Source organism: Micromonospora sp. NPDC000668 (assembly GCF_042897975.1).
In the GTDB taxonomy this organism is placed as follows: domain Bacteria; phylum Actinomycetota; class Actinomycetes; order Mycobacteriales; family Micromonosporaceae; genus Micromonospora.
This window is the reverse complement of the sequence record NZ_JBIAYP010000005.1, coordinates 25950-49979: the sequence shown is the minus strand read 5'-3', so window position 1 is coordinate 49979 and position 24030 is coordinate 25950. Positions and strand designations below refer to the sequence as shown.

The window sequence follows — 24030 nt, the reverse complement described above, 5'->3', positions numbered from 1 at the left end:
GCGCCATTCGCTTGGTATACATCATGGCGTGAAGGTATACACGAGTTCCGGTCAGGTCAACGGTCCCCGCGTCTCCGTGCTCGGCACCGGGGTGATGGGCGCCAGGATGGCGCGCAACCTCGCCGCGGCCGGGCTGCCGCTCAACGTCTGGAACCGCACGCCCGAGCGGGCGGCCCCGCTGGCCAAGGCCGGCGCCCGCGTGGCCCCGACGGTCGCCGACGCTGTCCGCGACGCCGACGTCGTGCTGACGATGCTGTGGGACGCCGACACCGTCGAGGAGGTGCTCCGCGACGCGGACGGAGCGTTCGCGCAGGGCGCGGTGCTGCTGCAGACCAGCACCGTCGGCGTCGACGGCGCCGCGCGCCTGGCCGACGTGGCGGCCGAACTCGGGTTGCGGTACGTCGACGCGCCAGTCCTCGGCACCAAACATCCCGCCGAGCAGGGAACCCTCGTCGTGCTGGCGTCCGGGCCCGCCGACACGCGGGCCGTGCTCACCCCAGTGCTCGACGCCATCGGCTCCCGGACCGTCTGGCTCGGCGAGGCCGGCACGGCCTCGCGGCTCAAGCTCGCGGCCAACGCGTTCGTGCTGAACGTGACGGCGGCCATCGCCGAGTCGATGGCGGTGGCAGGCGCGCTCGGCCTCGCCCCGACAGCGTTCCTGGACGCGATCCACGGCGGCCCGATGGAGTCGCCGTTCGTCGCGGCCAAGGGCACCCTGATGGCGGCAGGCGACTACCCGCTCTCCTTCGCAGTCGACAGCGGGATCAAGGACGCCCGATTCATCCTCGCCGCGGCCGGCGACGCCGCGCCCCTCACCGCCGTCACGCTCGAGCTGCTCGCGACCGCCTCCGCGGCAGGCCACGGCGGCGACGACATCGCGGCGCTCGCCCACGCCGTACCCCAGCCGCGGGGGGCGCGGTGAGCCGCCCGGTTGCCGTCGTCACGGGCGGAACGCGTGGCATCGGGGCCGCCACCGCCGAACTCCTCGCCGACCGCGGCCACGACCTGGTGCTGGGCTACCGGTCGCGCGACGCCGAGGCGGCCGAGCTGGCCGAACAGCTGGGCGAGCGGGGCGTCGAGGTGCGCACCGTGCGCTGCGACGTCGCGGACGAGGCCGACGTCGAGCGACTGTTCACCGTCGCCGACGCGCTGGGTCCGCTGGCCGCACTGGTCAACAACGCCGGAGTCCTCGAACAGCAACGATCGATGGTCGAAATCGACATGGCTCGCTGGCGCCGGGTCTTCTCCGTCAACGTCTTTGGCGCGGCCGCGTGCTGCCGTGCCGCGGTCCGCCGTATGTCCACCCAGACCGGCGGCAAGGGTGGCGCGATCGTCAACCTGTCGTCGCGCGCCGCGCAGCTCGGCTCGCCCCTGGAGTACGTCGACTACGCCGCCAGCAAGGCCGCCGTCGACACGATGACCCGGGGACTCGCGCTGGAGGTGGCCCGCCACGGGGTGCGGGTGAACGCCGTGCGCCCCGGCATCATCGACACCGAGATTCACGCGAGTGGTGGGGATCCGGGGCGCGTGCCGCGGCTCGGCCCCACGCAGCCGATGGGACGGCCGGGCACGGCCGTCGAGGTCGCAGAGGCCGTCGTGTGGCTGCTCTCAACATCGGCGTCGTACATCACCGGCACCGTGCTCGACGTTTCGGGCGGCCGCTGAACCGACGCCGCCTGCCGGCTCCCTCGGCGCGCGGGCTGATCACCGAAGCCGGCCGCCTGCACGTCATCGACAGCCGCAGGACAGCGGTGGTGGAGCGCTGGCCACCGCACCGGCACTGACGACTTGCGTCATTCACCGCCTGCGGATTCACAGGCCGCGCCACTGCCCAGACACGGATCGCGAACGAGACTGCCGATACGCGGAACAGACCGCGGGCCGACGCACAGGAAGCGAGAGCACGCCGTGAGACTGGGTTACTTCTCGATGCCGCTGCACCCACTCGGCCGGACGTGGGCCGAAACCCTCCGGGAGGACCGCGAGGCGGTCATCCTGGCGGACTCGCTGGGCTTCCACGACGCGTTCATCGGAGAGCACCTCACCGACCAGCACGAGAACATCACCAACAGTCTGCTGTTCCTGGCAACGCTGATCTCCGACACGCAGCACATTCGGCTGGCGACCGGCACCACGAACCTGTCACAGCAGCACCCGGTGCTGGTAGCGGCGAACTCAGCGATGTTCGATCACCTCAGCAACGGCCGGTTCATCCTCGGCATCAGCCCGGGCGCGCTGACGTCCGACGCGGAGGCTCTCGGCATCCTGCACGAGGACCGCAACCGGATCTTCGCCGAGGCGATCGACGTGATCACGAAGATCTGGGAGCTGGACCCGCCGTACTCAATCGATCTGCCCGACAACCGGTTCAAGGTCACCACCGAGACCACCATCGACCTCGACTTCGGCGTCGGCATCATGCCGAAGCCGCTCCAGCAGCCCCGGCCCGAGATCGTCGGCACCGTCGTGGCGCCGTTCTCCAAAGGCGTCATCGCGATGGGCCAACGGGACTTCCACCCGCTGTCGTCCAACTTCCTGCTCCCGCAATGGGTGGCCACGCATTGGCCCAACTATGTTCAGGGCAAGCAAGCCGCCGGCGAGGTGGCAGACCCGGCCGACTGGCGCGTGGCTCGTACGGTGTTCGTCGCCGACGACCCTAGCGTGGCGCAGGCCTACGGCCGCGACAACGAGGACAGCCCGTACCGGTTCTACTACTCGCAGATGCTGAAGAAGATGCGGAAACTCGGCCGCCTCGAGCTGTTCAAGACGCACCGGGACCAGCCGGACGAGGAGATCACGCTCGACTACGTTCTCGACAAGCTGGTCATCGCGGGCACGCCGGAGTCGGTTACCGAGCAGATCCTCGCCTTCCGCCAGGAGATCGGCGAGTTCGGCGAACTCGTGTACGCCGGACTGGACTGGGTCGACCCGAGGCTGGCCCGCCGCTCGATGGAGTTGATGGCGCAGAAGGTCATGCCCGACGTCAACTCGGCCCTGGGTTCCGCGGCGTGAGCGACCGCCTGCCACTGCCATCCGACGCCGAGCTCACCCACGAGCAGCGCGCGGCCGCCGCACGGATCGCCGCCGGTCCGCGCGGCGCGATCTTCGGGCCGTTCGTGCCACTGCTGCGCAGCCCCGAACTGATGACCCGGCTCCAACTGGTCGGCGAGTACCTGCGGTTCGACAGCGCACTCGACGACGACCTGGTGGAGCTGGTGATCCTCTACGTCGCGCGGGCTTGGGACCAGGAGTTCGAGTTCGGCTACCACCAGCCGCTGGCGTTGCAGGCCGGCCTCCCCGAGGACGTCGTCGACGCCGTCGCGCGAGGCGTGCGGCCGGCGGGTGGCCGGCCGGAGGTCGGTTATGTGTACGACCTGCTCGACGAACTGCACACCACGCGCCAGGTCTCCGACGCGACGTACGCCTCCGCTGTCGAGGCACTGGGCGAGGCGCGGGTCGTCGAGGTGGTCGGCACAGCCGGCTATTACACCACTCTGGCAATGACGATGAACACCGCCCGGACACCCCCGCCCGACCGGGCGCCACGACTTCCGGCCCGGGAGCGCGCATGAAGGCCCCGCTGGTCCTACTGCATCCGCTGGGTGTCGACCACCGGTTCTGGAACCCAGTGGTCGAAGCACTGCCCGACGACGTGGGCGACGTCGTTGTGCCCGACCTGCTGGGTCACGGGTCCGCCCCGCTGCCGCCGCAGGGCGCGACAATTGATGACTTCGCCGATGCGATCGAGGCTGACATCGCCAGGCATAGCCAGATCCATCTCGTAGGGGTGTCGCTCGGCGGCCTGGTCGCCCAGGTGCTCGCCGCTCGACGGCCCGACCTTGTGAAGCGACTCGTCGTCGCCGACACCGTCGCGGTCTACCCCGACGCCATGCGAGCGATGTGGCGAAACCGGGCGGCCACGGTGCGGCGTGAGGGCATCGAGGCCGTCGTCGAGCCGATGGAGGCGCTGTGGTTCTCCGAGGCGTTCCGCCGGGACGCGACCGATGCGGTCGAGCGCGTGCGCCGGATCCTGCTGGCCAGCGACCCGGAGGGGTACGCCCGCACCTGTGAGGCGTTGGCGATCGCGGACACCACCGCCTTGGTGGGGTCGGTTGCGGCGCCCGTGCTCGTGGCGTGCGGCAAGGACGACGCGCCGCCGTTCCGGCAAGCGACCCAATGGTTCGCCGCGACGATTCCAGCGGTGACGGTGGCGTGGCTCCCGGGCGGGCACGCCACGGCATACGAGCACCCGAAGCCTTTTGCGGACGTGGTGGCGGGCTTTCTCTCCTGACCGTCGGTGCGGATAAGCCGTCGCCTCGCGTTCGGGCTGGGCGAGGGGACGTAGGAGCAGCCGTACCAGCCGGACGGCGACCTCAGGCAGGGTTCGCCGCCGCTGAAAGGAGTGGCCGAGCAGCGCGGTCTTGTGCAGCCGGTTTCGCACCGTGCGCTCGTCGCAGTCGTAGCTGCTCTGCCGCCGCTACCTGACTGCCGGGAGCAGGGCCCGGACCTCGTGCGGGTCGTCGCCGTGAAGTCCGGCGAGCTCGACGAGGGCTGACCCGTCGTATCCCCCTGCGAGCCAGAACGCGGCCCACCGAGGGATCCATTCGGTGGGCAACATGCCCAGCGTCAGCCACGCGACAGGAGTTGGTGCGGGAACCTCGCTGCCGGAGTGTCCGGGCCAATCGTGCATTCGGTCGTCGTGTCGACTCGGTGGTGATCGCGCGAGACGTTTCGTCGCTGGAGTGGTTAGGCGCGGACCGCTAGGGAAGCCGGCTGCTGTCGAACCACGATGCGCCTGGGGTCGTCACGACGAACCACCCACCCGTTCAACGAGCCCGCTGTGCGCCGAGCGGGTGATCGCCTCGAACGCGTCGACGTTGTACAGCATCTCCTCGTACAACACCGGGTACGGCTTTTCGCCGGCGGCGGCACGGGCGAATGCTTCGATGTTCTCGCGGACGCTCGGGTGCGGCGGAAAGAACACCGTCTTCGGCTCCGCTCCCCGGTGCACGGTGGTGACATCCCAGCCGCGCGGGAGCTCGGGGTGGTTGCGATCACGGATCTCCACCCACGCCTTGGACCCGAGCACCGTCACCCGGCCGACGAACGGCGTGGTGAGGATGGCCGTGATCATCGCAGTTCGGCCGTTCTCGAAGCCCATGGTGATCGTGAGAGTGTCACCGTTTTCGAACGTCGTCGCGTGGATGCCGAGGCGGGCCCACACCTCCACCGGTCGACCGAACACCGCGATCGCCAGGTCGACCATGTGGATGCCGGTGGCCGACAGCGGGCCGACCGGCGCGTCGACGGTGGACAGCCGCCAGTTGTCGCCCGGCAGGTCCAGGAACTTGTTCTGGCTGAAGTTGCCCTCGAACACCAGCGGGGTACCTACCTCGCCGCTGCGGCACATCTCGCGCAGCTGCTGGACGGCCGGCTCGAAGCGGCGCTCGTGGCCGATGCCGAGCTGCACGCCCGCCGCCTGCACCGCCGCGATGGCGGCACGGGCCTCGCGGCCGTTGGTGGTCAGCGGCTTCTCGCAGAACACGTGCTTGTCAGCCCTGGCCGCGGCCACAATCTGTTCCGCGTGCAAGCGGTGCGGCGTGCAAAGGATCACCGCATCGACGGCCTCGTCCGCGAGGGCCTCGTCCAGCGAGGTCGCCACGCGGATGCCGTGCTCGGCTCCGCGCTCACGGGCGGATTTGGCGACGTCCACGCCCAGTACGACTCGAACGTGCTCGCTGTTGGCCAGGTCGGCGACGATCTTCTGGCCCCACCATCCGAGGCCCACGACGGCTGCGTTGATCACCCTAGAAGTCAAGCCTCGGGACCGGGGAAAGCGGAGTGTCCCCCAACGTGAAATTCACCCGCCGCGATGGCGGAATCCGTCAGTCCCACCGGATACCTCGCCGGGTACGACGCGGAGCAGCAGCCTTCTTACGGCCCCCGGCACCCCGGCACCCGCGATCTCACGGCTTGCGTGAGTGCCCGCCATCCGCCCGCTTTGTTCAATGAGCAGCACCGGGAAGAAGGACGTGACACCGTCCGCAGCCAGTCCCGGCAGCGACGACGGAGGTAGGGGAATGAAGCCCGCCAGCACCAGCACGGACCCGTCGGTGGATGCGGCCAACTTCCGGCACGTCGTCGGTCACCTCGCCAGCGGGGTCACCGTCGTCACGACCGAGGCGGACGGCAAGCGTCACGGCATGACCGCGAGTTCCGTGACGTCGCTGTCGCTCGACCCGCCGATGATGCTCGCCTGCATCAACAACGCCGTCCCAACCGCACAGGCGGTGTCGATGTCCAGGCGGTACGTCGTCAACGTGCTCGGCGAGGACCAGGGCGAGCTCGCCAAGCAGTTCGCCATCGCGAGCAGTGACAAGTTTCGCGGTGTCGCCCTCCACATTGGGGCGCTCGGGCTGCCGCTGCTCAGCGACGCCCTCGCGCACATCGAGTGCGAGGTCGTCGAGTCGGTCGCCGGCGGTACCCACACGATCTTTCTGGGGCGGGTGGTGTCCGCGACCGCCGGCCAGGGGCAGCCGCTGACGTACTTCCGCGGCGGGTTCGGCCGGTTCGAGTTCGCTCGCGACGATGAGGTCTACGGACGCGCGCGCGAGCTCGTGCTGAGCCGGGTGTACCCCGCCGACCACGCGTTGCCGCTCGAGGAACTGGCGACGCAACTCGACGTCGACCAGGCAGCTGCGTTCTACGCGCTGACCCGGCTGTCGTCGGATGGGCTGGCACGCCGTGACCCGGACCGCGGCTACGTGATCGCGCCGCTCGACGTGCGCACCTCCGACGAGACCTTCGACGCCCGGCTCGCGATCGAACTCGGCGTCATCACGCTATCGATGCATCGGGTGACCGATGACGAGGTGGCCGAGCTGCGTCGCCGTTTCGACACGATGGCCGCGTTGCTCGTCGGCGAGCGGTTCGTGGACTTTCACGGCTATCTCGACGCCAACTACGCGTTTCACGAGCACCTCGTGTCCCTCGCCCGCAATCCGCTGCTCACGTCGACGTTCGGTCGGCTCAGCATCAAGAGCGTGATGACCCGCTCATTCGGGTCGACGCCCGAAACGTCACAGAAGTTCGTGAAGGTTCAAGGGCGCCTGATGGAAGCGTTCGAGCGGCGCGACGCACGCGCCGCAAGGCAGGCCGCCGTCGACTACTGCGAGCTCGCAAAGAAGCGGGTCCGCGAGATCCTGGTGTTCACCGGCGGGCGGCTCTAGATGCGCCTGCTTACAGTCGGCCGATCGGGGATCCGCCGAGCGCGCTGTGCCGTTCGGCTCAGTCCCGCGTGAGCTTCCTCGATCGCCGCAAGGGTGGCCTGCAGGTGCTGGACGGTCAGGCGCACGGCGGCCTGTTCGTCCCGCCGCTGGTAGATGTTCAGGAGCTCCTTGTGCTCCGCGTTCGCCTCGGCAACCTGGCATGGCCGCGCGGTGAGCGAGAGTGCGACATAGGCTTCTGTGGACGTCTGAGCTGGCGGGATGCGGCCGGAGCAGGTCCTGCGAGCGTTCGGGACGGGGCTATCGAGACGGTTGGCCCGGTTCGCTGGCCGGCAGGAGCCTCATCATGCAGGCCTGCCTGTGGGCTACCAACACCTTGGCTACGTGGCTGAGCTGGGCATCGGTCCAAGTCGCTCATACTCGTGATCAGCAGGTGGAGGACGGGCTGACGTTTTGTCCGCGCGTGGGTCAGGTCAGCGGCGACGGAACATTTGGAGCATAACGGTTGCAAGTGCAGGGCCCGGATGTCCGCCCATCGTGGTGACCCTTCCTGATTTTCGGTCAAGGACCTGAACAGTCCTTAACGAAAGGCCGAGGTGAGGTCCGATCACGGTTTACCAAGTCAGGCGCGAGGGGTAGCCTCCTGGAAAACTCTCAGTCCATAAGTCGACGAGCGACATGCCACGAGACAGGCCTCCGGTATAACCCATTCCGATTAATCGTGTTGGTCCACGCTCAGAGGCCTCTGTCGAGGTCGCCCGATTCGGAGGTGTTTGATGAGGTCGGACGAAGGTGTCCCAATCCGATGGATCACTTGGCCAGCTGGCGTAATCGCCGCGCTCGCCTGGGGGGCTGGTCGCCTTACGTCGATCGCGTTTCTTGACCTCATCTTCGTTGCCGCGGTCGCTTGGTTAGGCGGTTGGTTGTTGAGCGACTTTGCATGCCGCTACCTCACCCGTCGTGGGGAGCTTGCACCGCGGGAGGGTGAAGTCGAGTGGGCGGTCGACGAGCCAAGACCGCGCCCACGGTGACGGATCCGCCACCTCCTTCCCCCGGTTGTTCGTGCCGACCGACGGGTGGGTAGGAGAAAGGAAGGGTCCTGGACCGGCGAGCGATGGACGGGCGAGATCATCGGGTACAAGCCGGGCACAACCGACGCCAACAAGGGCTGTAGTCAGATGGTGCCGCTGGACCGCGGCCTGATCATGAAGTCCTCGGCATCGGGCACGGGCGGCAGTTGCGCGACGGACAGGAATGTGCAGGTAGGAAGCCCATTGCCGGAATAGCCGGTAACGGGCTTCGCTGCATTTGCGGCGTACATTTGAGCCATTCTCATCGTAGGTGGCGGCGTCTTCGGCGGGCTTGAGGACGAGGATGGCTTGCGGCTCGTTGTTCGATCGCTTTGGATGTCGATGTCGTTCTCGTCTTTCGAAATAAGCGCGGAGACAGTATGACGCGCCAACAACAGGAACCAGCGGTCGTACGGATGACCGAGGTGTGGTTCCTCGTGGGAAACTCTGGCTGGCCGATCCAGGCAGACGCGCTGCGCCGCCTCGATGCCAGGACCAGAACTGCAGACATCAACAGCGATCAAATCTGCCGGGCGGACGGAACCGGCGTCGGCGCGAGTTGGCGAGGCTAAGCCCGTCCAACTGTCCGGTCAGTTTGGTCGTGGTCAGGACGTCCGCTGCCTGGGCTGGACCGTTGCGCTTTAATGGGTGACAGCTCTCCAGGATCACCGCCATCGGGCCGGGGCTCGTCGCGCCACCGTTCGATGGTCTGCACCATCCAGAACACGGCAAAGAACGCGGCGACGACGATCTCGAGCAGGAACAGGCTGATCCAGTCGACAAGCCACAGCAAGATGCCTGCACCGGCGGCCCCTAGCAGGATCCGCGCGAACCATGCGTAGAAATCCCTGGAGCGGGCTAGCGCGCCGGGAACGGCGTTGAGAGTCTCCAGCCGCCCCTGGTCGCGTCGAAGTGCGTTGGCCACCGCCACGACGATGATGCACGCGAGCAGACCGACGGCGGCGATGTAGTGGGCGTTATCAACAAACCATGCCCTGGACACCGCGAAGGCACCGGCGCAGCCCCCGTACACCACCAACGTCGCCGCGAATGCCCACCGAGGAAACTTTTCCCCAGGCGTCCTCCGGTCTTTCAACGAGTAGAAGAGTACGGCGGCGAGGAGAGCCAGCGCGCCCACGAACAGCAGAGCAACCGTGCTGTTCTCGACGTTCGCATTGGTGGCCTCGGCCAACGTCCGGACAGTGGGGCAGTCCAGCTTTTCGAGCGCCGGACTGTCCGCCTGCTCGCAGGCACGAACCGCCGTCCTATAGTCCGCGCCGCGCGACGTGGGAACGATCGCGACCACGGCCGCAAACATGCCGCCGAGGTTGAGGAATACGTCTTCGACCTCGTTCGTCCCTTTCAGAGCGATCATGCAGGCTCCGAGGGCGATGAGGGCACCGACGAAGATCGCCTGGGCAGGGGTGTAGTAGTAGGCACTAACGGATGCGAGGAAAGCACCCGCTTGCAGGCTGTGGTACAGGACCGCTGCTCCTAGGCCCAGCAGCAAAGCGACCATCGCCGTTCGCAGATAGCGGTAAGATTTCACCTCGATGTTGGACATTTCGATGCTCCTCGACCGCAGTGAGCGTGCCCTTGTGTACGCATCGTGTACCGAGAAAAGTGCGCCTGGCGGGCACCGGCGTCCAGCGTGGTGTCGTCAAGCCGACAGCCAACGAAATGCGATTGGATACAAGCGGGATCGGGGGACTGCCTCGTGAACGGTGTTTCCGGCGATCTTGGTTAGTAGGTTTCAGCGGCTGGGAAGCGGTCGCTGAAGGTGATGGTCACTGCGGCCTGGGAGTATTCGTTGATCAGGCCGTTGAGGATCTTTCCGTCAGGGCCGACCGGCCTCGGCCGACTGGGCGTTCGACCGACGCCGAACGGTCTCCGAGCTCGGTCGCGGGTCCCCGTCGTCCCGCCGACGCGGTCGCGGTCGCGACGCTGATCGTTGCTCGGTGGCCTTCTCCACCGCGTCGGGGGCCGCGACGGGTGGTGTGGTGCGGCTCGCCGCGGTGTTTACCAGATCCGGCAGGTCCCGCCCGGCCACCAGGGGTAGCTCTCGCGTGACTTGCGTGGTCGGCGCCGCCTCGCCCGCCAGGTCGGCGACTCGGGCGGCACCTGCCTGTCCCGTCGCGGTTCGCGGCATCGGTGCCGCGCGGCGGGTCGTTGCCCGCGGCGCGGTGTCGGCCGGCTCCGCGACGGAGCCTGGCGCGTCCGTGGTCGACGGCGATTCCGCCCGGCTGGTGGCCGACCGGCCTGCTGTGTTGCGCGGCGTTCGGCGCGATGGGGCTGCCGGTAGGAGCGGGGCGAGTTCCGCGTGCAGCGCCGCCCAGTCGGAAGCGGGGGGCGGGTCGGGCTGATCCGTGGTCGAGGTGAGCTGACCCGTGTCTTCGGACCGCTCCGACTGCCGGTCGGTACGGTCCGGCGTCACCGCCAGGGACCGCTCCGATCCCGGGCGCTCGTCACCGTCTCCTCCCGCCTGCTGAACGGCGTCCCCGGCCGACTCTGGCCGTGCTGAGCCGCCGGCGGCCACGTCCGCCGCGGGGGCTACGGGGGCCGCGTCCATGAGCGGCTCGGGGGCGTGGGCGAGCAGCCGCGCGGCCGAGGCTAGTGCGGCGGGGTCGGGGTGGCCGGCCCGACGCCACCGGCGGCGGCGGCCGCCAGCCGGCAGGTTCCCGGCCAGCACGCGCGCAGGTGCCAGATCGGCGGCGATCAGCGCGGTGAGCCCTTCGTAGTCCGCCTGCTCGGCCAGCCGCTGGGCGATCTCGTCGAGGTCGTACACCGCCAGGGCGATGTCCGCGGTGGTGGCGTCCAGTGCTCGGCTGATCTTGCGGCGCAACACCTTTCTGAGCGCCGCCTGCCGCCGCTCGGCGCGAATCTGCGCGCGGGCCGCGTCGAGCGAACCGTACAGCCCGAGGCCGGGATCGGCCTTGGCCAACGAGCGGGCGCGGCGGGTCAGCCACGGGTGTCGCAACCAGTGCCCGACCGGTTCGTACCCCGGCGTCGTGGGTGGCAGCTGCTGCCTGGCGCGCAGCCGGTCCCGCCGCTGATTCTCGCTGCTCATCAGCCACACGAGATAACCGAGTAGCGACATGCCCGCGTAGAAACCGCCTTCGAGGTGGTTACTGTGAGCCAGCCAGTTGAAGGCGACAGCGGCGGTGGCGATGCCGGCCGACAACACCCGGGACAGCATCGCCCCTTCGCCTAGTCGACGGCGTACGTCGGCGTTCGCCAGCACCACGACGCCGCCCAGCTCCAACGCCCCAACCGCGGGAAGGGCGACGTACCACGGCATGCCGAGCCCTTCCATCGCCCCGGACACCTGGCCACCGAGCGCGATCAGCAGCACGACAACGTAGAACCCGGTGCGCAGCACGGCAACGTGCCGCATCGCCTTGGCTAGCTCCGCGTCCCACACCTCCGGCGGCCCGGCGCCTGACGCCCCGCCCCTGGCGCCTGAGGCCCCGCCAATTGAGTTTCCGCCGATCATCCGAGTCTGGTCCGGTTCCTGGAACACGCCGAGCAGGTTCCTCTCTCACGCCGGCCCCGGCCTGACCGGCGCCGCGGCCGCCCGACCCGGCGGGTGCCGCCCGCCGAGTCGTACCAGAGCCGCGCTCCAGCTGCCGGCCGTCGTCCGCCGCATGCTACAAGGTTGCGGGCCGAATTGGAGTTCTCAGATACCACGCTGAGTGCGTCGGGTCGCCCCTCCCGTGCCTTGGCGGTTCAGCCGCGCACTCTGGAGGTCCTGGCCAGTCGCGAAACGGTCGACGACGCCCGTCCCAACCTGCGCGTGATCGACCGCAACGACTCACCCCGCAGCCCGACCCAACCCGATCTGTTCCCGCTCCAGCGGGCTCAACCTTGAGCCACAACCACCCCAACGAAAATCACAGAAGAGTGTTGCAACCACTGGTTGAGCCCGCCGGTGGAACGACAACTATCCAAGATCACTGTCCGGAGCGGAGTCAGCGGTGGATCGGGGCCTGCTTCGCCAGCGCCGCGCCATTCGCCTCGAAAGCGGCCAGAACCGAGGTGGCCGTTCCGTCGGACACCGGGACCAGCACCTTCACCGCTCGGCCGGGCCGCAGCTCCACGGTGCGGCTGCCCAGCGCCCGGTCACCGTCCCAGCTGTAGAGGTACGCCGTACCCTTCCGGTCCGCCTTGACGGTCACCTCGACGCCACCGGCTACCGGGCGCTGCCCGGTCAGGGTGAGCGCCCGCTCGGGCAGCCGGGCCACGGCGGCCGGGGCCACCCCGTCCACGGCAGACTGGGCGATCGTCTGCGGGCTGTGAACGCTACGCGCGGAGGTGTCCGGGAAGACCGGGGCGCTCGGCGCCCGGTCCGCCGGGGTGTAGCCGGGCAGGGTCACCAGCCCGTACCGGTACGGGTCGGCCCGGACGCCGGTGAAGGTCGACCAGCCGAGCCGGGACTGGGACGACAGGTCCTGGGTGTCCGAGTCGTAGACCAGCACGTTGAAGCCCATCCGGGCCGGGTCCACCGCGTCCGGCAGCACTGCGAAGGGGATGCTCGTCTCGATGGTGTAGCCGGTGTAGGGCGAGCTGACCCGGCTGACCACGGTCATCCCCGGAGCGGTCTCGGCGCCCGGCCCCTGCCGGTTGTCGGCGTCGCGCTGCCAGCACGGCGGGTTGCCGTTGGCCGGGTCGTCGGTGACCGGGAAGATGCCCGCCTTGAACACCGTGGAGGTGTCCGAGGAGTTTCCCTTCGGGTCGACGATGATCTCCACGCTGTCGGTGCGCCGCTGCCGCTTGCAGTCCTGCGGTACCACCTTCCTGCCGAGCACGTCGTCAGTGACCGTGACGATCACCTTGAGCGCGTCCTCGGTGTACGCGATCCGGCCCTTCGCCGAGGCGTCCTGCGGTGTGCTGGCCTCACCCTCCCAAATCCGGGAGAGGTCCAGCTCCGGGCCGGGGTACTCGCCCGCGCTGGCCACCCCGTCGACCGCGTGGTCGCCGCCGGCGTGCGGCACCTCGCTGGCCGGCACGATCTCCAGCGCACCGGTCTCCACCGTGCTGCCGACGGTGCTGGTGGTGGTGATGGTGACGCCGTAGTCGCCGTTCTCGCCGCCTTCGTTGGCGGTGGGCAGCGAGGCGTCGGTGTTGGTCACGGTGAAGGTGACCGCGCCGGTGGCGCCGGCCGCCAGGTCGGCGTAACTCTTGGTGGTCGCGTCGGCGGTGAACCCGGCGGGCAGGTCGAGGGTGACCGTGCCGCGCTGTGCGGTCTCACCGACGTTTCGCAGGTCCACCCGGACCTCGCGGCCCTGACCCGAGCCGATGGTGAGCACCGGCTTGATCAGCGTGTCGAGCTGGCCGTAGCCGCCCTCGGCGGCCCACTCGCGGAACAGGCCCACCTCGGGCAGCGGCTCCAGGGTGCCCCTGACATCGGCGACCACCCGGAGCGCCTCGTCGGTGGTCCCGGTGCCCTGGCCCTTGGTGGTCAGGGTGGCGGTGAGCAGCTTCTGCGCGCCGGTGTCGGCGCCCTTCGGCACGGTGACCGTGAAGGTCGCCGTCCGCTCTTGGCCCGCCGGGACCACGGTGCCGAGGCCCTTGCCGGCGGAGACCTGCCAGCCGTCCGGGGCGCGCAGCGCGACCCGGGGCACGTCCAGCTTCCGGTCGCCGCCGCGTACGTGTGCGGTGACCTCGACGCTCTCGCCGGGGGCGACGTCGAACCGGTCGGTGGTCAGGTACAGCTCGGTGCCCTTGGGCAGGCCACCCTTGACCGGCGGCAGCACCGGCCCGCGCAGGATCGCCGCGGGTGAGGTGTCCGACGGGTCGTAGGGCACCCGGCTGTCTACCAGGGTGTAGAAGTCGCAGCGCCGTGCGGCGGGGTCGGTCGGGGCGGCGGCGGTGCCGGCCCAGCCCTGGGTGACGTACTCCCGGCGGGCGTCGACCTCGATCTCCGCCCAGCTCTTCCCGCTACTGCTCGGGGTGCCCTCCCATACGCCGAAGACCTGGTCGGTCGGCACGGTCGGGGTGAAGCTGGCCGCGCACTGCGGGCCGGCCGAGGAGCTGCCGGTGCCGCCGGTACGCAGGAACTTCGCTGCCCGGAACGGCTTCAGCCCCTCCTTGCGCAGCTGGTCGGGGAAGGCATTCGGGTCGGCCGCGGCCTGGAACGCCTCGGCGGCGAACCGGGCCGCCTGCTGGTGGTTGCCGTGGTTGCCCGGGGTCGGCGACGGGTTCATCGTCATGATGATCTCGGGCCGGGTCTGTCGGATCACCCGGACGATCTGGCCGAGGGTCTCGTCGTGCCCCCAGATCTGCTCCGACAGCGGAGCGGACGCGGTGTACCAGAAGTCGACCCGGTCCAGGTTGTACAGGTTCGCCACGCCGGCCTTGCCGATCGCGGAGCGCTCCTCGCGCTCCCGGATGATGCCCAGCGGCGGCCCCTCCTCCAGGCCGACGGCGTTGCCGCCGCCCTCGCCGCGGGTGATGGTGACGACGCCGGCCCGGGCGCCATACTGCTCCTTCCACTGGCCGAGGGTGGCCAGGCTGCCCGCCTCGTCGTCGGGGTGGGCGCTGACGAAGAGCACGTCCAGGTCGACCGCGCCGGTGGGCCGCTTCGGGGCGGCGTCGGCGGGCGCGGCGAACGCGGTGGTGGGGGTCGCCGTCAGGGCCAGGGCCAGGGCGGCGGGTAGCAGGAATCCCTTTGCTCGCATGCAGATCCTTCCGGACCACGGATCCGACCAGCGTCGACCGGCGGCGGACGCACAACCGCGTCGGCGCCGGGCAGGGTGGTCGGATGGCTGGTGGGGAGCGGACGGTGCTGGACGCCGACGGCGTCGGATCACCGGGGTGCACAGCGGCACGGCTGGTCCGTACACACTGGAAGGCCTTCGCCGGGTGACGCTAAAGATCGGCGGTACGGACCGTCAATACCTTGGAGAAGGTTTTCTTCGTTTGCGAAAGAAACTAAGCCGGCCCGCTCTGGCCCGCCCCCGGCGGCCATCCGCCGGGGGCGCTCTCCCGTCCATCCCGCTCGCGGAGGCCGTCTACGCAGCTCAGCGCAGCTTTCGGATACGCCGAGACGCATTCGTTACTTGACTCATTACTTTATTCGCCGTAGGAAGGAAGTGTGACTGACGTGGTGACACCCCCAACGAGCCCGGTGAGCCGGGAGCGGTCGAAGGAGATCAAGCGGTTGTCCGTGATCTCCACCGCCCGTCAGGTCCGGTTGCTCTCGCGCGCCGAGCTGACCGAACTCACCGGCCTCAGCCCCGCCACGCTCACCCCGCTGGTCCGCGAGCTGATCGCCGAGGGCTACCTGATCGAGCGGGGGCCGGGCGCCTCCCGCGCCGGCCGGCCCCGGGCCATGCTGGAGTTCAACCCGCGCGCCGAGCTGGTCGCGGCGGTCTCCCTGGAGCCGTCCCGGATCAGTTGCGAGATCGCCGACAGCGACGGCAACGTGGTGGCCCACCGCGGCGTCCGGCTCACCGGCGACATCGTCGACACCATCTGCCGGTTCATCCCGGAACTTACCGGTGACGCCCTGCCCGCCCTGCGCGGCGTGGCCATCGCGGCGCCCGGCGTCAGCTCCGGCGGTGCCGTCCGGCTCGCCCCGTCGGTGGGCGTGGTCGAGGGGCTGCCGATAGGGGAGTCGGTGCAGCGGCGGCTCGGCGTGCCGGTGGTCGTCGACAACGACGTCAACCTGATGGCGGCCGGCGAGCACGCCGCCGGTGCCGGCAGCGACGTCGCCGACCTGCTGCTGCTGCATGTGGCCGACGGGATCGGTGCCGGGCTGGTGCTCGACGGGCAGGTCCGGCGCGGTGCCGGCGGGGCCGCCGGCGAGGTCGGCTTCCTGCCGCTGGACCCGGCCGACCGGGGGCACGACGGGATCGGCCCGTTCGAGGCCCGCTGGTCGGAAAGCGCGATCGCCGAGCGGGTGGTCGCGCTGCGCCCGGGCCGGCGTCCCGAGTCACCCGTCCGTGCCCTGGTCGAGCTGGCCGGCACCGACCCGGCCGCCGCCGCGTACCTGGACGAGGTGCTGCACGCCTGGTCCCGCCTGATCGTCTCGTGCGCCTGCGTCATCGACCCGGGCCGGGTGCTGCTCAGCGGGGCCGCCGCCCAGCTCGACGACGCGGCCGTCGCCCGGGTCCAGGAATACGTCACCGCCGCCGCGCCGGCCACCACCGAAGTACGCCGGGCGGTGCTCGGCGACCGGTCCGTGTTGCACGGGGCGGTGAGCTACGCCCTCTCGGCCGCCGCGTCCGGCCTGCCCAACCTGCTGCCCACACCCTGATCCCCTCGCAGTTCCCTTCCCCCTCGGAGGTACCCCATGAGACGTCGCCTGTTCCTTGCCGGAGCGCTCGCCACCGTGCTGGCCGCCGGCACCGCCTGCGGCGGCGGAGGCGGAGACGGCGCGGCCGACGGCGCCAGCGCCGAGAAGCTGACCATCTACACCGCCCGCGACAAGAAGGTCTCCACCTTCGTCGTCGACCAGTTCACCGCGAAGTACCCCGAGTACAAGGGCAAGGTCGAGATCCTCAACCTCGGCGCCCAGGAGATCCTGGAGCGGGTACGCGCCGAGAAGGCCAACCCGCAGGCCGACGTCTGGTGGGGAGGCACCCAGCAAGGGCTCACCGCCGGCGCGACCGAGGACCTGCTGGCCGCCTGGCAGCCGACGTTCGCTGCCAAGATGGACGCGCAGTACAAGGACTCCGAGGGCCGTTGGTTCGGTGAGATCCTGCTGCCCGAGGTCATCATGTACAACAACAAGGCGCTCACCCCGGAGCAGGCCCCGAAGGACTGGGACGACCTGCTCAAGCCGGAGTGGAAGGACAAGATCCTCATTCGGGATGTCGCCGCGTCCGGCACGATGCGGTCGATCTACGCCTCGATGATCGTGCGGCAGTCCGCCGACGGCAGCAACCCGCAGCCCGGCTACGACTGGCTCAAGAAGCTCGACGCCAACACGGGCGCCTACGCCGCCAACCCGGCCGACCTCTACCTGAAGCTGTCCCGCCAGCAGGGCCTGCTCAGCGCCTGGAACCTCCAGGACATCCTGCTCCAGGCCAACCAGTCGAACATGCCGTTCGGCTTCGTGATGCCGACCTCCGGCGCTCCCGTGCTGGTCGACGGGCTGGCCGCGGTCAAGGGCGGCAACACCACCGGAGCGCAGAAGTTCGTGGAGTTCCTCTTCGACGACAAGCTCCGCGCCGACCTGGCCAAGGACTACTACCAGATCCCGGCTGTGGACATCGCCCAGAAGCCAGAGTGGCTGGCCCAGCTCAACCTCAAGCCACTCGACGTCGACTGGGACGTGATCGGCAAGAACGAGACCGAGTGGATCAACCACTGGAACAGCCAGATCAAGAACAAGGGCTGACCGGACGGGCGCCGGACCGGGTTTACCCGGGCCCGGCGCCCGCCGCCACCCGGCCCGCACCGCCCACCGGGCCCGGCCCCACCACCTGCGACCGGCCAGCCCCGGTACCAGACAGAGGAGAGACATCATGATCGATGTCACGTTGGAGTCGGTGAGCAAGCGCTTCGCGCGCGCCGGCGACACGGCCGCCGTCGACGGCGTCGACATCACCATCGCCGCCGGACAGTTCTTCACCCTGCTCGGCCCGAGCGGTTGCGGTAAGACCACCACGCTGCGCATGGTGGCGGGCTTTTACTTCCCGACCTCCGGCCGAATCCGGTTCGGACAGGAGGACGTCACCCGCCGCCCGCCGAACAAGCGGGACACCGGCATGGTCTTCCAGAACTACGCGCTCTTCCCGCACCTGAGCGTCGCGCAGAACGTCGCGTACGGGCTGAAGATCCGCAAGGTCGGCAGGGCCGAGTCGAAGCGGCGGATCGAGGAGGCGCTCGGCCAGGTGGACCTCGCCGGTTACGGCGGCCGGCGCATCGACGAACTCTCCGGCGGCCAGCAGCAGCGGGTCGCGCTGGCCCGCGCGCTGGTCATCCGGCCGCGTACCCTGCTGCTCGACGAGCCACTGTCCAACCTCGACGCCAAGCTGCGCGAGGAGACCCGGACCGAGATCCGCCGGATCCAGAAGGAGACCGGCACCACCGCCCTGTACGTCACACACGACCAGGCCGAGGCGATGGCAATGTCGGACCGGATCGCGGTGATGCAGTCCGGCCGGGTGCAGCAGATCGGCTCGCCGCAGGAGATCTACCACCGGCCGGCGACCACATTCGTCGCCCGGTTCATCGGGCGCAGCAACGTGCTTACCCTGCCGGTGCTCGGCGCCGGCCCGGAGACCGTCACGGTGGGGCTGCCCGACGGCAACGAGGTCACCGTCGCCGCCCCGGCCGACCACGGCCTGCGCGCGGGGGAGACCGGCCTGGTCTCGATCCGCCCGGAGCACATCGGGCTCACCTCGACCACCGCACCGGACGCCCTGCCCGGCCGGATCACCGACCTGGAGTTCACCGGCATGGCCACCAACCTGGTGATCGACGTGGCCGGCGAACCGGTCCAGGTCGCTGCTGTGGACGTACCGGCCGGGATCGCGGTCGGCGACCAGGTCGGGCTGCGGCTGCCACGGGAGCGGATGTGGGTGGTGCGGCCGTGACGACCATCCCGGCCGCGCCGAGCCCGGCGACCGTCCCGCCGATCACCGAGGACCGCACGCCCTCCGACGACGGCCGTCGGCCGCGGTTCACCGACCGCTTCGCCGGGGGTACCAACTCCCGCTGGTTCCCATACCTGCTCGTCTTCCCGCTCGCCCTGATCCTCTTCGGGTACGTGGTCCAGCCGATGTTCGCCACCTTCGTGGAGAGCTTCGGCGAGGACGGCACGGCGAACTACACAAGCTTCCTCACCGGCGCCGGGGTGGCCCGGTCGTCGCTGGTCACCTCCCTGATCATCTCGGCGGCCAGCGTGCTGCTCTGCGGGATCGTCGGAGTGTCGATGGCCTTCCTGCTCAAGCGCTTCTCGTTTCCCGGCCGCCGGCTGATCGAGGCGATCATCCTGGTGCCGGCGGCGCTGCCACCGCTGATCGGGGCGATCTCGTTCCAGCTCCTCTACAGCGAGACCGGCATCCTGCCGCGCGGCCTCCAGCAGCTCTTCGGCACCGAGAACCCGGTGCTGCCGTTCAGCGGCATCGCCGGGGTGCTGGTGGTGCACACCTTCACCATGTACCCCTTCTTCTACCTGTCCGCCTCGGCAGCCCTCGCGGGGATGGACCCATCGGTGGAGGAGGCCGCCTACAACCTCGGCGCCGGCCGGGTCCGGGTCTGGCGCACCGTGCTGCTGCCGATGCTCACCCCGGCGCTGGTCTCCGCCTCGCTGCTGGTCTTCATGACCTCGCTGGCCTCGTACACCGCCCCGCTGCTGTTCGGGGTGGACCAGACCATGACCATGCAGATCTACATCAACCGCACCAACAACGACCTGCCGATGGCGTCCACCTACGCCTCCGTGCTCGCGGTGGTCTCGGTGCTCTTCCTGCTCGGCATGCGCTGGTACGAGGGGCGGCGCAGCTACCGCTCCCAGTCCAAGGGGGTCGCCGCGCACCGCCGGGAGATCACCAACCCTTTCGGCAAGTGGCTGGCCCTGGCCGCCTCGCTGCTGGCCACCGCGCTGCTGCTCGCCCCGGTGGCGACCATCGCCCTGGTCGCGTTCTCCCAGGACGGCTCCTGGACCACCGAGGTAATCCCGGCCGCGTACACCTGGCAGAACTTCGTCACGATCTTCTCTGACCCAGACGCGTTCCAACCGATCCTCAACTCGCTGCAGATGAGCCTGCTCGCCACCGTCGGCTGCGTGGTGATCGGCGTGCTCATCGCTTACGCGGTGCGCCGGCTCAACTTCCGCGGCCGGGGCCTGCTGGACGTAGCGGTCATGCTGGCCTGGGCGCTGCCCGGCACGGTGGTCGCGATCAACCTGATCTCGGCGTTCAGCACCGGAAACGCGTTCAGCTTCGGGCAGGTGCTGATCGGCACCTTCTGGATCATGCCGCTGGCGTACTTCGTGCGATTCCTGCCGCTGGTCTTCCGGTCCAGCTCGGCGACACTGGCCCAGATCGACCCTTCGCTGGAGGAGGCCGCCCGCAACCTCGGCGCCTCCTGGTGGCGAGCGTTCGGCACGGTGACCCTGCGGCTGATGCTGCCGGGCGTGATCGCTGGCGCACTGCTCGCCTTCGTGCACGGCGTCGGTGAGTTCGTCGCCTCGGTGCTGATCTACACCTCGGAGACCGCGCCGATCTCGGTGGAGATCAACAACCGGATGTACTCGTTCGAGGTCGGCACCGCCGCCGCATACGGCATGCTCCAGGTGGTGTTGATCTTCGTGGTGATGGTGGTCTCCGGCCGGCTGCAGAGCGGTCGCCGAGCCACCCGCGAGGCGGCACAGTGGACCACGTGACATCCTGGCCGGCACCCGGGGGGCTCGTCCCGGCCTCCCGGATACCCGGCGGCGAGCTGGCGGCGGTCGCCGCGGCGGCGGACTTCGCGGTCCTGCCGGTCGGCGCCGTCGAGTGGCACGGCCCGCACCTGCCGCTGGGCACCGACCTGATCCTGGCCGAGGGCTTCGCCGCCGAGAGCGCAGTGCCCGGCGACACCGGCCCGCGCGGGGTGCTCTTCCCCGCCGTGCCATACGCGGCCTGCCCGGGACAGACCCGGCCGTGGCCCGGCACGGTGGCGATCCGACCCGAGATCGCGGTCGGCTACCTCGCCGACGTGATCGAGGGGATCGTCGCGGCCGGCTTCCCCCGGCTGCTGATCGTCAACGGCCACGACGCCAACATGTCCACCGTCCGGGCCGCCATGGAGTGGGTCTCCGGCCGTCGGCAGGCCAGCCTGCTGCTGGTCAACTGGTTCCAGCTGGTCACCCCGGCGGAGACCGCCGAGATCTACGGCCCGCTGGTCTCCCGTGGGCACGGCGGGGCGTACGAGACCTCGGGCGTGCTCGGCTTCGACCCCGACGCGGTACGCCTCGACGCTGCGACCGACCTGCCGCCGAAGCCGAAGCTGCCGGTGACCCAGCCATACGTCCTGGTCGAGTCCCGGCCGGACCCCTGGCAGGGCTGGTCCGGGCACGTCTCGTTGGCCAGCGAGGCCGCCGGCCGGCAGATCCGCGAACTGGCCGGAGCCCGACTGCGCGAGGTCGTGACCGCCTGGGTGGCCGCCGAGCTGCCCGCCCCGCCCACCGCCGACCCGCTGCCGTCCGATTCGCCGCCGTTCTCGGCGCCGGCCAGACCACTGCCAGAGGAGAGCGCATGACCGTGGACCGTGGACTGGACATCGTCGACTTCCACCTGCACTTCCGGATCGGTGCCGACGAGACGGTCAAGGGTTGCGAGCACGCCGCCGGCATGCACCCCGGCGGCGAGCACGAGGCGGCTGTCCGGGCCGCCGGCTCTGCTCCGTACGCCCGGCAGTGGCGCCGCGCCTGGAGCTTCCCCGACCCGGAACCGCCCGCCCAGCGCTGGCAGGACGAGGCTGACCGGTGGGCCCAGGAGCTGCGCGAGGTCAACATCCGCCGGGCGGTCTTCGTCACCGGCGGCGGCAACGACACCGTGGCCGACGTGGTGGACCGGCATCCGGACCTGCTGCTCGGCTTCGCCCACCACGACCCGTACGGCCCCGACGCCGCCGGTGAGCTGGAGCGCGCGGTGGTCGAGCGCGGCCTGCGCGGGCTGAAGCTCTTCGCCCCGTTGCTGCGCGGCCCGCTGGACGACGAGGCCCTTGACCCGCTCTGGGGCACCGCCCAGCGACTCGGCGTGCCGGTGCTGATCCACATCGGGCACTACGGCAGCGCCGGCGGCCTCACCGTCGGCCGGTACGGAAGCCCGGACGAGCTGGCCCGGATGGCCCGCCGCTTCCCGGAGCTGGCGGTCGTGGTGCCGCACTTCGGGGTGCAGCACGTACAGGAGCTGTTCTTTGCCGCCTGGGGCTGTCCGAACATCCACATCGACACCTCAGGCTCCAACCAGTGGGTGCGCTGGATGCCGTACAAGCTCACGCTGGAGGACCTCTTCCGCCGCTGCTACGAGACCATCGGCCCGGAGCGGATCGTGTTCGGCAGCGACTCGTCCTGGTTCCCGCGCGGCTACGTCACCCGATACCTCGACGACCAGCTCCGGGTCTGCCACGAGCTGGGCCTACCCGACGACCACCTCCGCGCGATCTTCGCCGGTAACGCCGAACGGCTGCTCGGCCTCAGCGACTGACCGGCTGACCCCTCCGGGGGCGGCGAACCGGCCGCGTCCGGCCTGGAAGGAAGTAAGGAACCGCCATGAGCACACCCGCGCTGACCACATACCAGCGGCACCACCTGCGGCCCACCTACGACCACCACGTCGGGTACCTGTACCCGGCGATGGTCCGGGCCAGCCAGGCCCACGTGGTGATGCTGACCGAGCAGGGGCTGATCCCGGCCGAGCGGGGCGCCCGGCTGCTGCGCGGGCTGGCCGAGCTGCGCGCGGACACCACACCGGCGCCAGCATTCGACGGCAGCTTCGAGGACACCTACTACCTGCTCGAGAAGCGGCTCGCCGAGGCGTGCGGTGTCCCCACCTCCGAGCTGGACGTGCAGATGGCCCGCAGCCGCAACGACCTCGACGCCGGGGTGTTCCGGATGCTGCTGCGCGACCAGCTCCTCGGCGTGCTGGAGCGGGCCGACCGGTACGCCGACGTGGTCATCACCGGCTACACCCACCGCCGGCCGGCCCAGCCCACCACCATCGGCCACGCCCTCGCCGGCTACGCCGAGGCTCTCGCGGGCGAGGCGGTCGCCTACGCCGACCTGATCGACCAGCTCAACACCTCGCCGCTGGGCTCCTGCGCCTTCGCCGGCACCGACCTGGACATCGCCCCGGCCCGGGTGGCGGAACTGCTCGGCTTCGCCGGCCTGGTCACCAACTCGTACGAGGCGGTCGCCGGCGCGGACCACCTGGTCCGGGTGGGCACACTCAACGCCCAGGCGCTGGCCACCGGCGCCCGGCTGGCCCGGACCCTGATGGACTGGCTCACCTGGCGCTGGGTGGCCACCCCCGGCGACTTCACCCAGGGCAGCAGCATCATGCCGCAGAAGCGCAACCCGGTGGTGCTGGAGCACCTGGTGTCGATGGCCGGCGCCACCGCCGCTGACGCCGCCTCCGTGCTCAACAACGTCGGCGCGGCCTGGTGGGAGGACTCCAACAACGCCACCACCGACGTGCAGGTGCGGCTCTGGGACAGCAACGACCGCACGGACCGGTTCTTCGCCCTGCTCGGCGGCTTCCTGGCCGAGCTGGAGCCGCTGGAGCCGCCGACCCGGGAGGAGATCGTCGCCTCCGGGGCCACCACGACCGCCGCCGCCGACGCGCTTACCCGGCACGGGGTGCCGTTCCGGGCCGCGCACTCGGTGGTCGGACGGCTGGTCCGGGGCGGTGCGCCGGACGGCTGGACCGTCGACTCGGTGCGGGCCGCGGCTGACGGGATCACCGCCCGGCTCGACGACGCGGCCGTCGCCGACCTGATCGCCGCCGCAGTCCGGCCGGAGCTCGTCCTCGACCGGGTCCAGGTCGACGGCCCCGGCGCGGCCGCCGTCCGCGCCCAGGTGGGCGTGGTACGTGGCACTTTCGACACGGTCGCCGGCCGGCTCTCGGCGGTCCGGGACCGGCTCGCCCGGGCGGACGCGGCGCTGGACGCGGTCGCCGCCGAGCAGGCGGCCCGGTGACCGCGCGGTGGTCGGAGGATCCGCGGCCGCTGACCGCCGGTTGCCCGGTGAGCGCGCGACGGCCCGGCGCGACGCCCGCCAGCCCCAGTGCCGAATGGCG

The 24030-nt window shown here is 70.1% G+C and carries 18 protein-coding genes; 13 read left to right on the top strand and 5 right to left on the bottom strand.

The annotated features are described in order from the left end of the window. Nucleotides 1–28: 28 nt before the first annotated feature. The 5 genes from ACFY29_RS24870 to ACFY29_RS24850 all read left to right on the top strand — a co-directional run bounded on the left by ACFY29_RS24870 (nt 29) and on the right by ACFY29_RS24850 (nt 4291). On the top strand, nt 29–922 hold the full coding sequence (locus tag ACFY29_RS24870) for an NAD(P)-dependent oxidoreductase (protein WP_386990016.1): 894 nt from the start codon (nt 29–31) through the stop codon (nt 920–922). After that, on the top strand, nt 919–1665 hold the full coding sequence (locus tag ACFY29_RS24865) for an SDR family oxidoreductase (RefSeq protein WP_386990014.1): 747 nt from the start codon (nt 919–921) through the stop codon (nt 1663–1665). Before ACFY29_RS24870 ends, ACFY29_RS24865 begins: the two co-directional genes overlap by 4 nt. 243 nt (nt 1666–1908) lie before the next feature. Further along, nucleotides 1909–3012 carry an LLM class flavin-dependent oxidoreductase gene (locus ACFY29_RS24860; RefSeq protein ID WP_328415432.1) on the top strand — a complete coding sequence of 368 codons (1104 nt, stop codon included), beginning with the start codon at nt 1909–1911 and terminating at the stop codon, nt 3010–3012. Beyond that, a complete protein-coding gene (locus ACFY29_RS24855; RefSeq protein WP_328415434.1) occupies nt 3009–3572 on the top strand; it encodes a carboxymuconolactone decarboxylase family protein in 564 nt (187 codons plus the stop codon). Before ACFY29_RS24860 ends, ACFY29_RS24855 begins: the two co-directional genes overlap by 4 nt. Further along, nucleotides 3569–4291 carry an alpha/beta fold hydrolase gene (locus ACFY29_RS24850; protein ID WP_386990011.1) on the top strand — a complete coding sequence of 241 codons (723 nt, stop codon included), beginning with the start codon at nt 3569–3571 and terminating at the stop codon, nt 4289–4291. Before ACFY29_RS24855 ends, ACFY29_RS24850 begins: the two co-directional genes overlap by 4 nt. Nucleotides 4292–4804: 513 nt before the next feature. On the opposite strand, the gene ACFY29_RS24845 is transcribed toward ACFY29_RS24850, so the two are convergent. Further along, complete coding sequence (locus ACFY29_RS24845; protein WP_386990009.1) at nt 4805–5806, bottom strand: Gfo/Idh/MocA family protein; 1002 nt, start codon at nt 5804–5806, stop codon at nt 4805–4807. A gap of 274 nt (nt 5807–6080) precedes the next feature. Between ACFY29_RS24845 and ACFY29_RS24840 the strand changes: the two genes are divergently transcribed. Continuing rightward, nucleotides 6081–7229 carry a flavin reductase gene (locus ACFY29_RS24840; RefSeq protein WP_386990007.1) on the top strand — a complete coding sequence of 383 codons (1149 nt, stop codon included), beginning with the start codon at nt 6081–6083 and terminating at the stop codon, nt 7227–7229. 1171 nt (nt 7230–8400) lie between these two features. Here ACFY29_RS24840 and ACFY29_RS24835 read toward each other — a convergent pair. The 4 genes from ACFY29_RS24835 to ACFY29_RS24820 all read right to left on the bottom strand — a co-directional run bounded on the left by ACFY29_RS24835 (nt 8401) and on the right by ACFY29_RS24820 (nt 14973). Continuing rightward, nucleotides 8401–8547 carry a hypothetical protein gene (locus ACFY29_RS24835; protein WP_386990006.1) on the bottom strand — a complete coding sequence of 49 codons (147 nt, stop codon included), beginning with the start codon at nt 8545–8547 and terminating at the stop codon, nt 8401–8403. A 317-nt stretch (nt 8548–8864) separates the two neighbouring features. Continuing rightward, nucleotides 8865–9860 (bottom strand): hypothetical protein, encoded by a 996-nt coding sequence (locus ACFY29_RS24830; protein ID WP_386990005.1) that lies wholly within the window; start codon nt 9858–9860, stop codon nt 8865–8867. A 273-nt stretch (nt 9861–10133) separates the two neighbouring features. Then, nucleotides 10134–11690, bottom strand: a complete 1557-nt coding sequence (locus ACFY29_RS24825) for a hypothetical protein (protein WP_386990003.1) — start codon at nt 11688–11690, stop codon at nt 10134–10136. 574 nt (nt 11691–12264) lie between these two features. Beyond that, entirely contained in the window at nt 12265–14973 is a 2709-nt protein-coding gene (locus ACFY29_RS24820; RefSeq protein ID WP_386990001.1) for a sugar-binding protein, read from the bottom strand. Between the two features lie 416 nt (nt 14974–15389). Between ACFY29_RS24820 and ACFY29_RS24815 the strand changes: the two genes are divergently transcribed. From ACFY29_RS24815 to ACFY29_RS24785, 7 genes are all read left to right on the top strand, one after another. Next, nucleotides 15390–16553, top strand: coding sequence for an ROK family protein (locus ACFY29_RS24815; protein ID WP_328415450.1), 1164 nt, complete (start codon nt 15390–15392; stop codon nt 16551–16553). Nucleotides 16554–16589: 36 nt separating this feature from the next. Next, nucleotides 16590–17639: an extracellular solute-binding protein gene (locus ACFY29_RS24810; protein ID WP_386989999.1), complete on the top strand. Its 1050-nt coding sequence runs from the start codon at nt 16590–16592 to the stop codon at nt 17637–17639. Between the two features lie 127 nt (nt 17640–17766). Next, on the top strand, nt 17767–18840 hold the full coding sequence (locus ACFY29_RS24805; protein WP_328415453.1) for an ABC transporter ATP-binding protein: 1074 nt from the start codon (nt 17767–17769) through the stop codon (nt 18838–18840). After that, entirely contained in the window at nt 18837–20633 is a 1797-nt protein-coding gene (locus ACFY29_RS24800; protein WP_386989997.1) for an ABC transporter permease, read from the top strand. Before ACFY29_RS24805 ends, ACFY29_RS24800 begins: the two co-directional genes overlap by 4 nt. Then, entirely contained in the window at nt 20630–21490 is an 861-nt protein-coding gene (locus ACFY29_RS24795; RefSeq protein ID WP_328415457.1) for a creatininase family protein, read from the top strand. The genes ACFY29_RS24800 and ACFY29_RS24795 overlap by 4 nt, the downstream gene beginning before the upstream one ends. Further along, complete coding sequence (locus ACFY29_RS24790; RefSeq protein WP_328415458.1) at nt 21487–22440, top strand: amidohydrolase family protein; 954 nt, start codon at nt 21487–21489, stop codon at nt 22438–22440. The genes ACFY29_RS24795 and ACFY29_RS24790 overlap by 4 nt, the downstream gene beginning before the upstream one ends. 65 nt (nt 22441–22505) lie before the next feature. Continuing rightward, the gene (locus ACFY29_RS24785) at nt 22506–23930 is read left to right on the top strand and encodes an argininosuccinate lyase (protein WP_386989995.1); all 1425 of its coding nucleotides are present in this window, start codon (nt 22506–22508) and stop codon (nt 23928–23930) included. Nucleotides 23931–24030 lie beyond the last annotated feature (100 nt).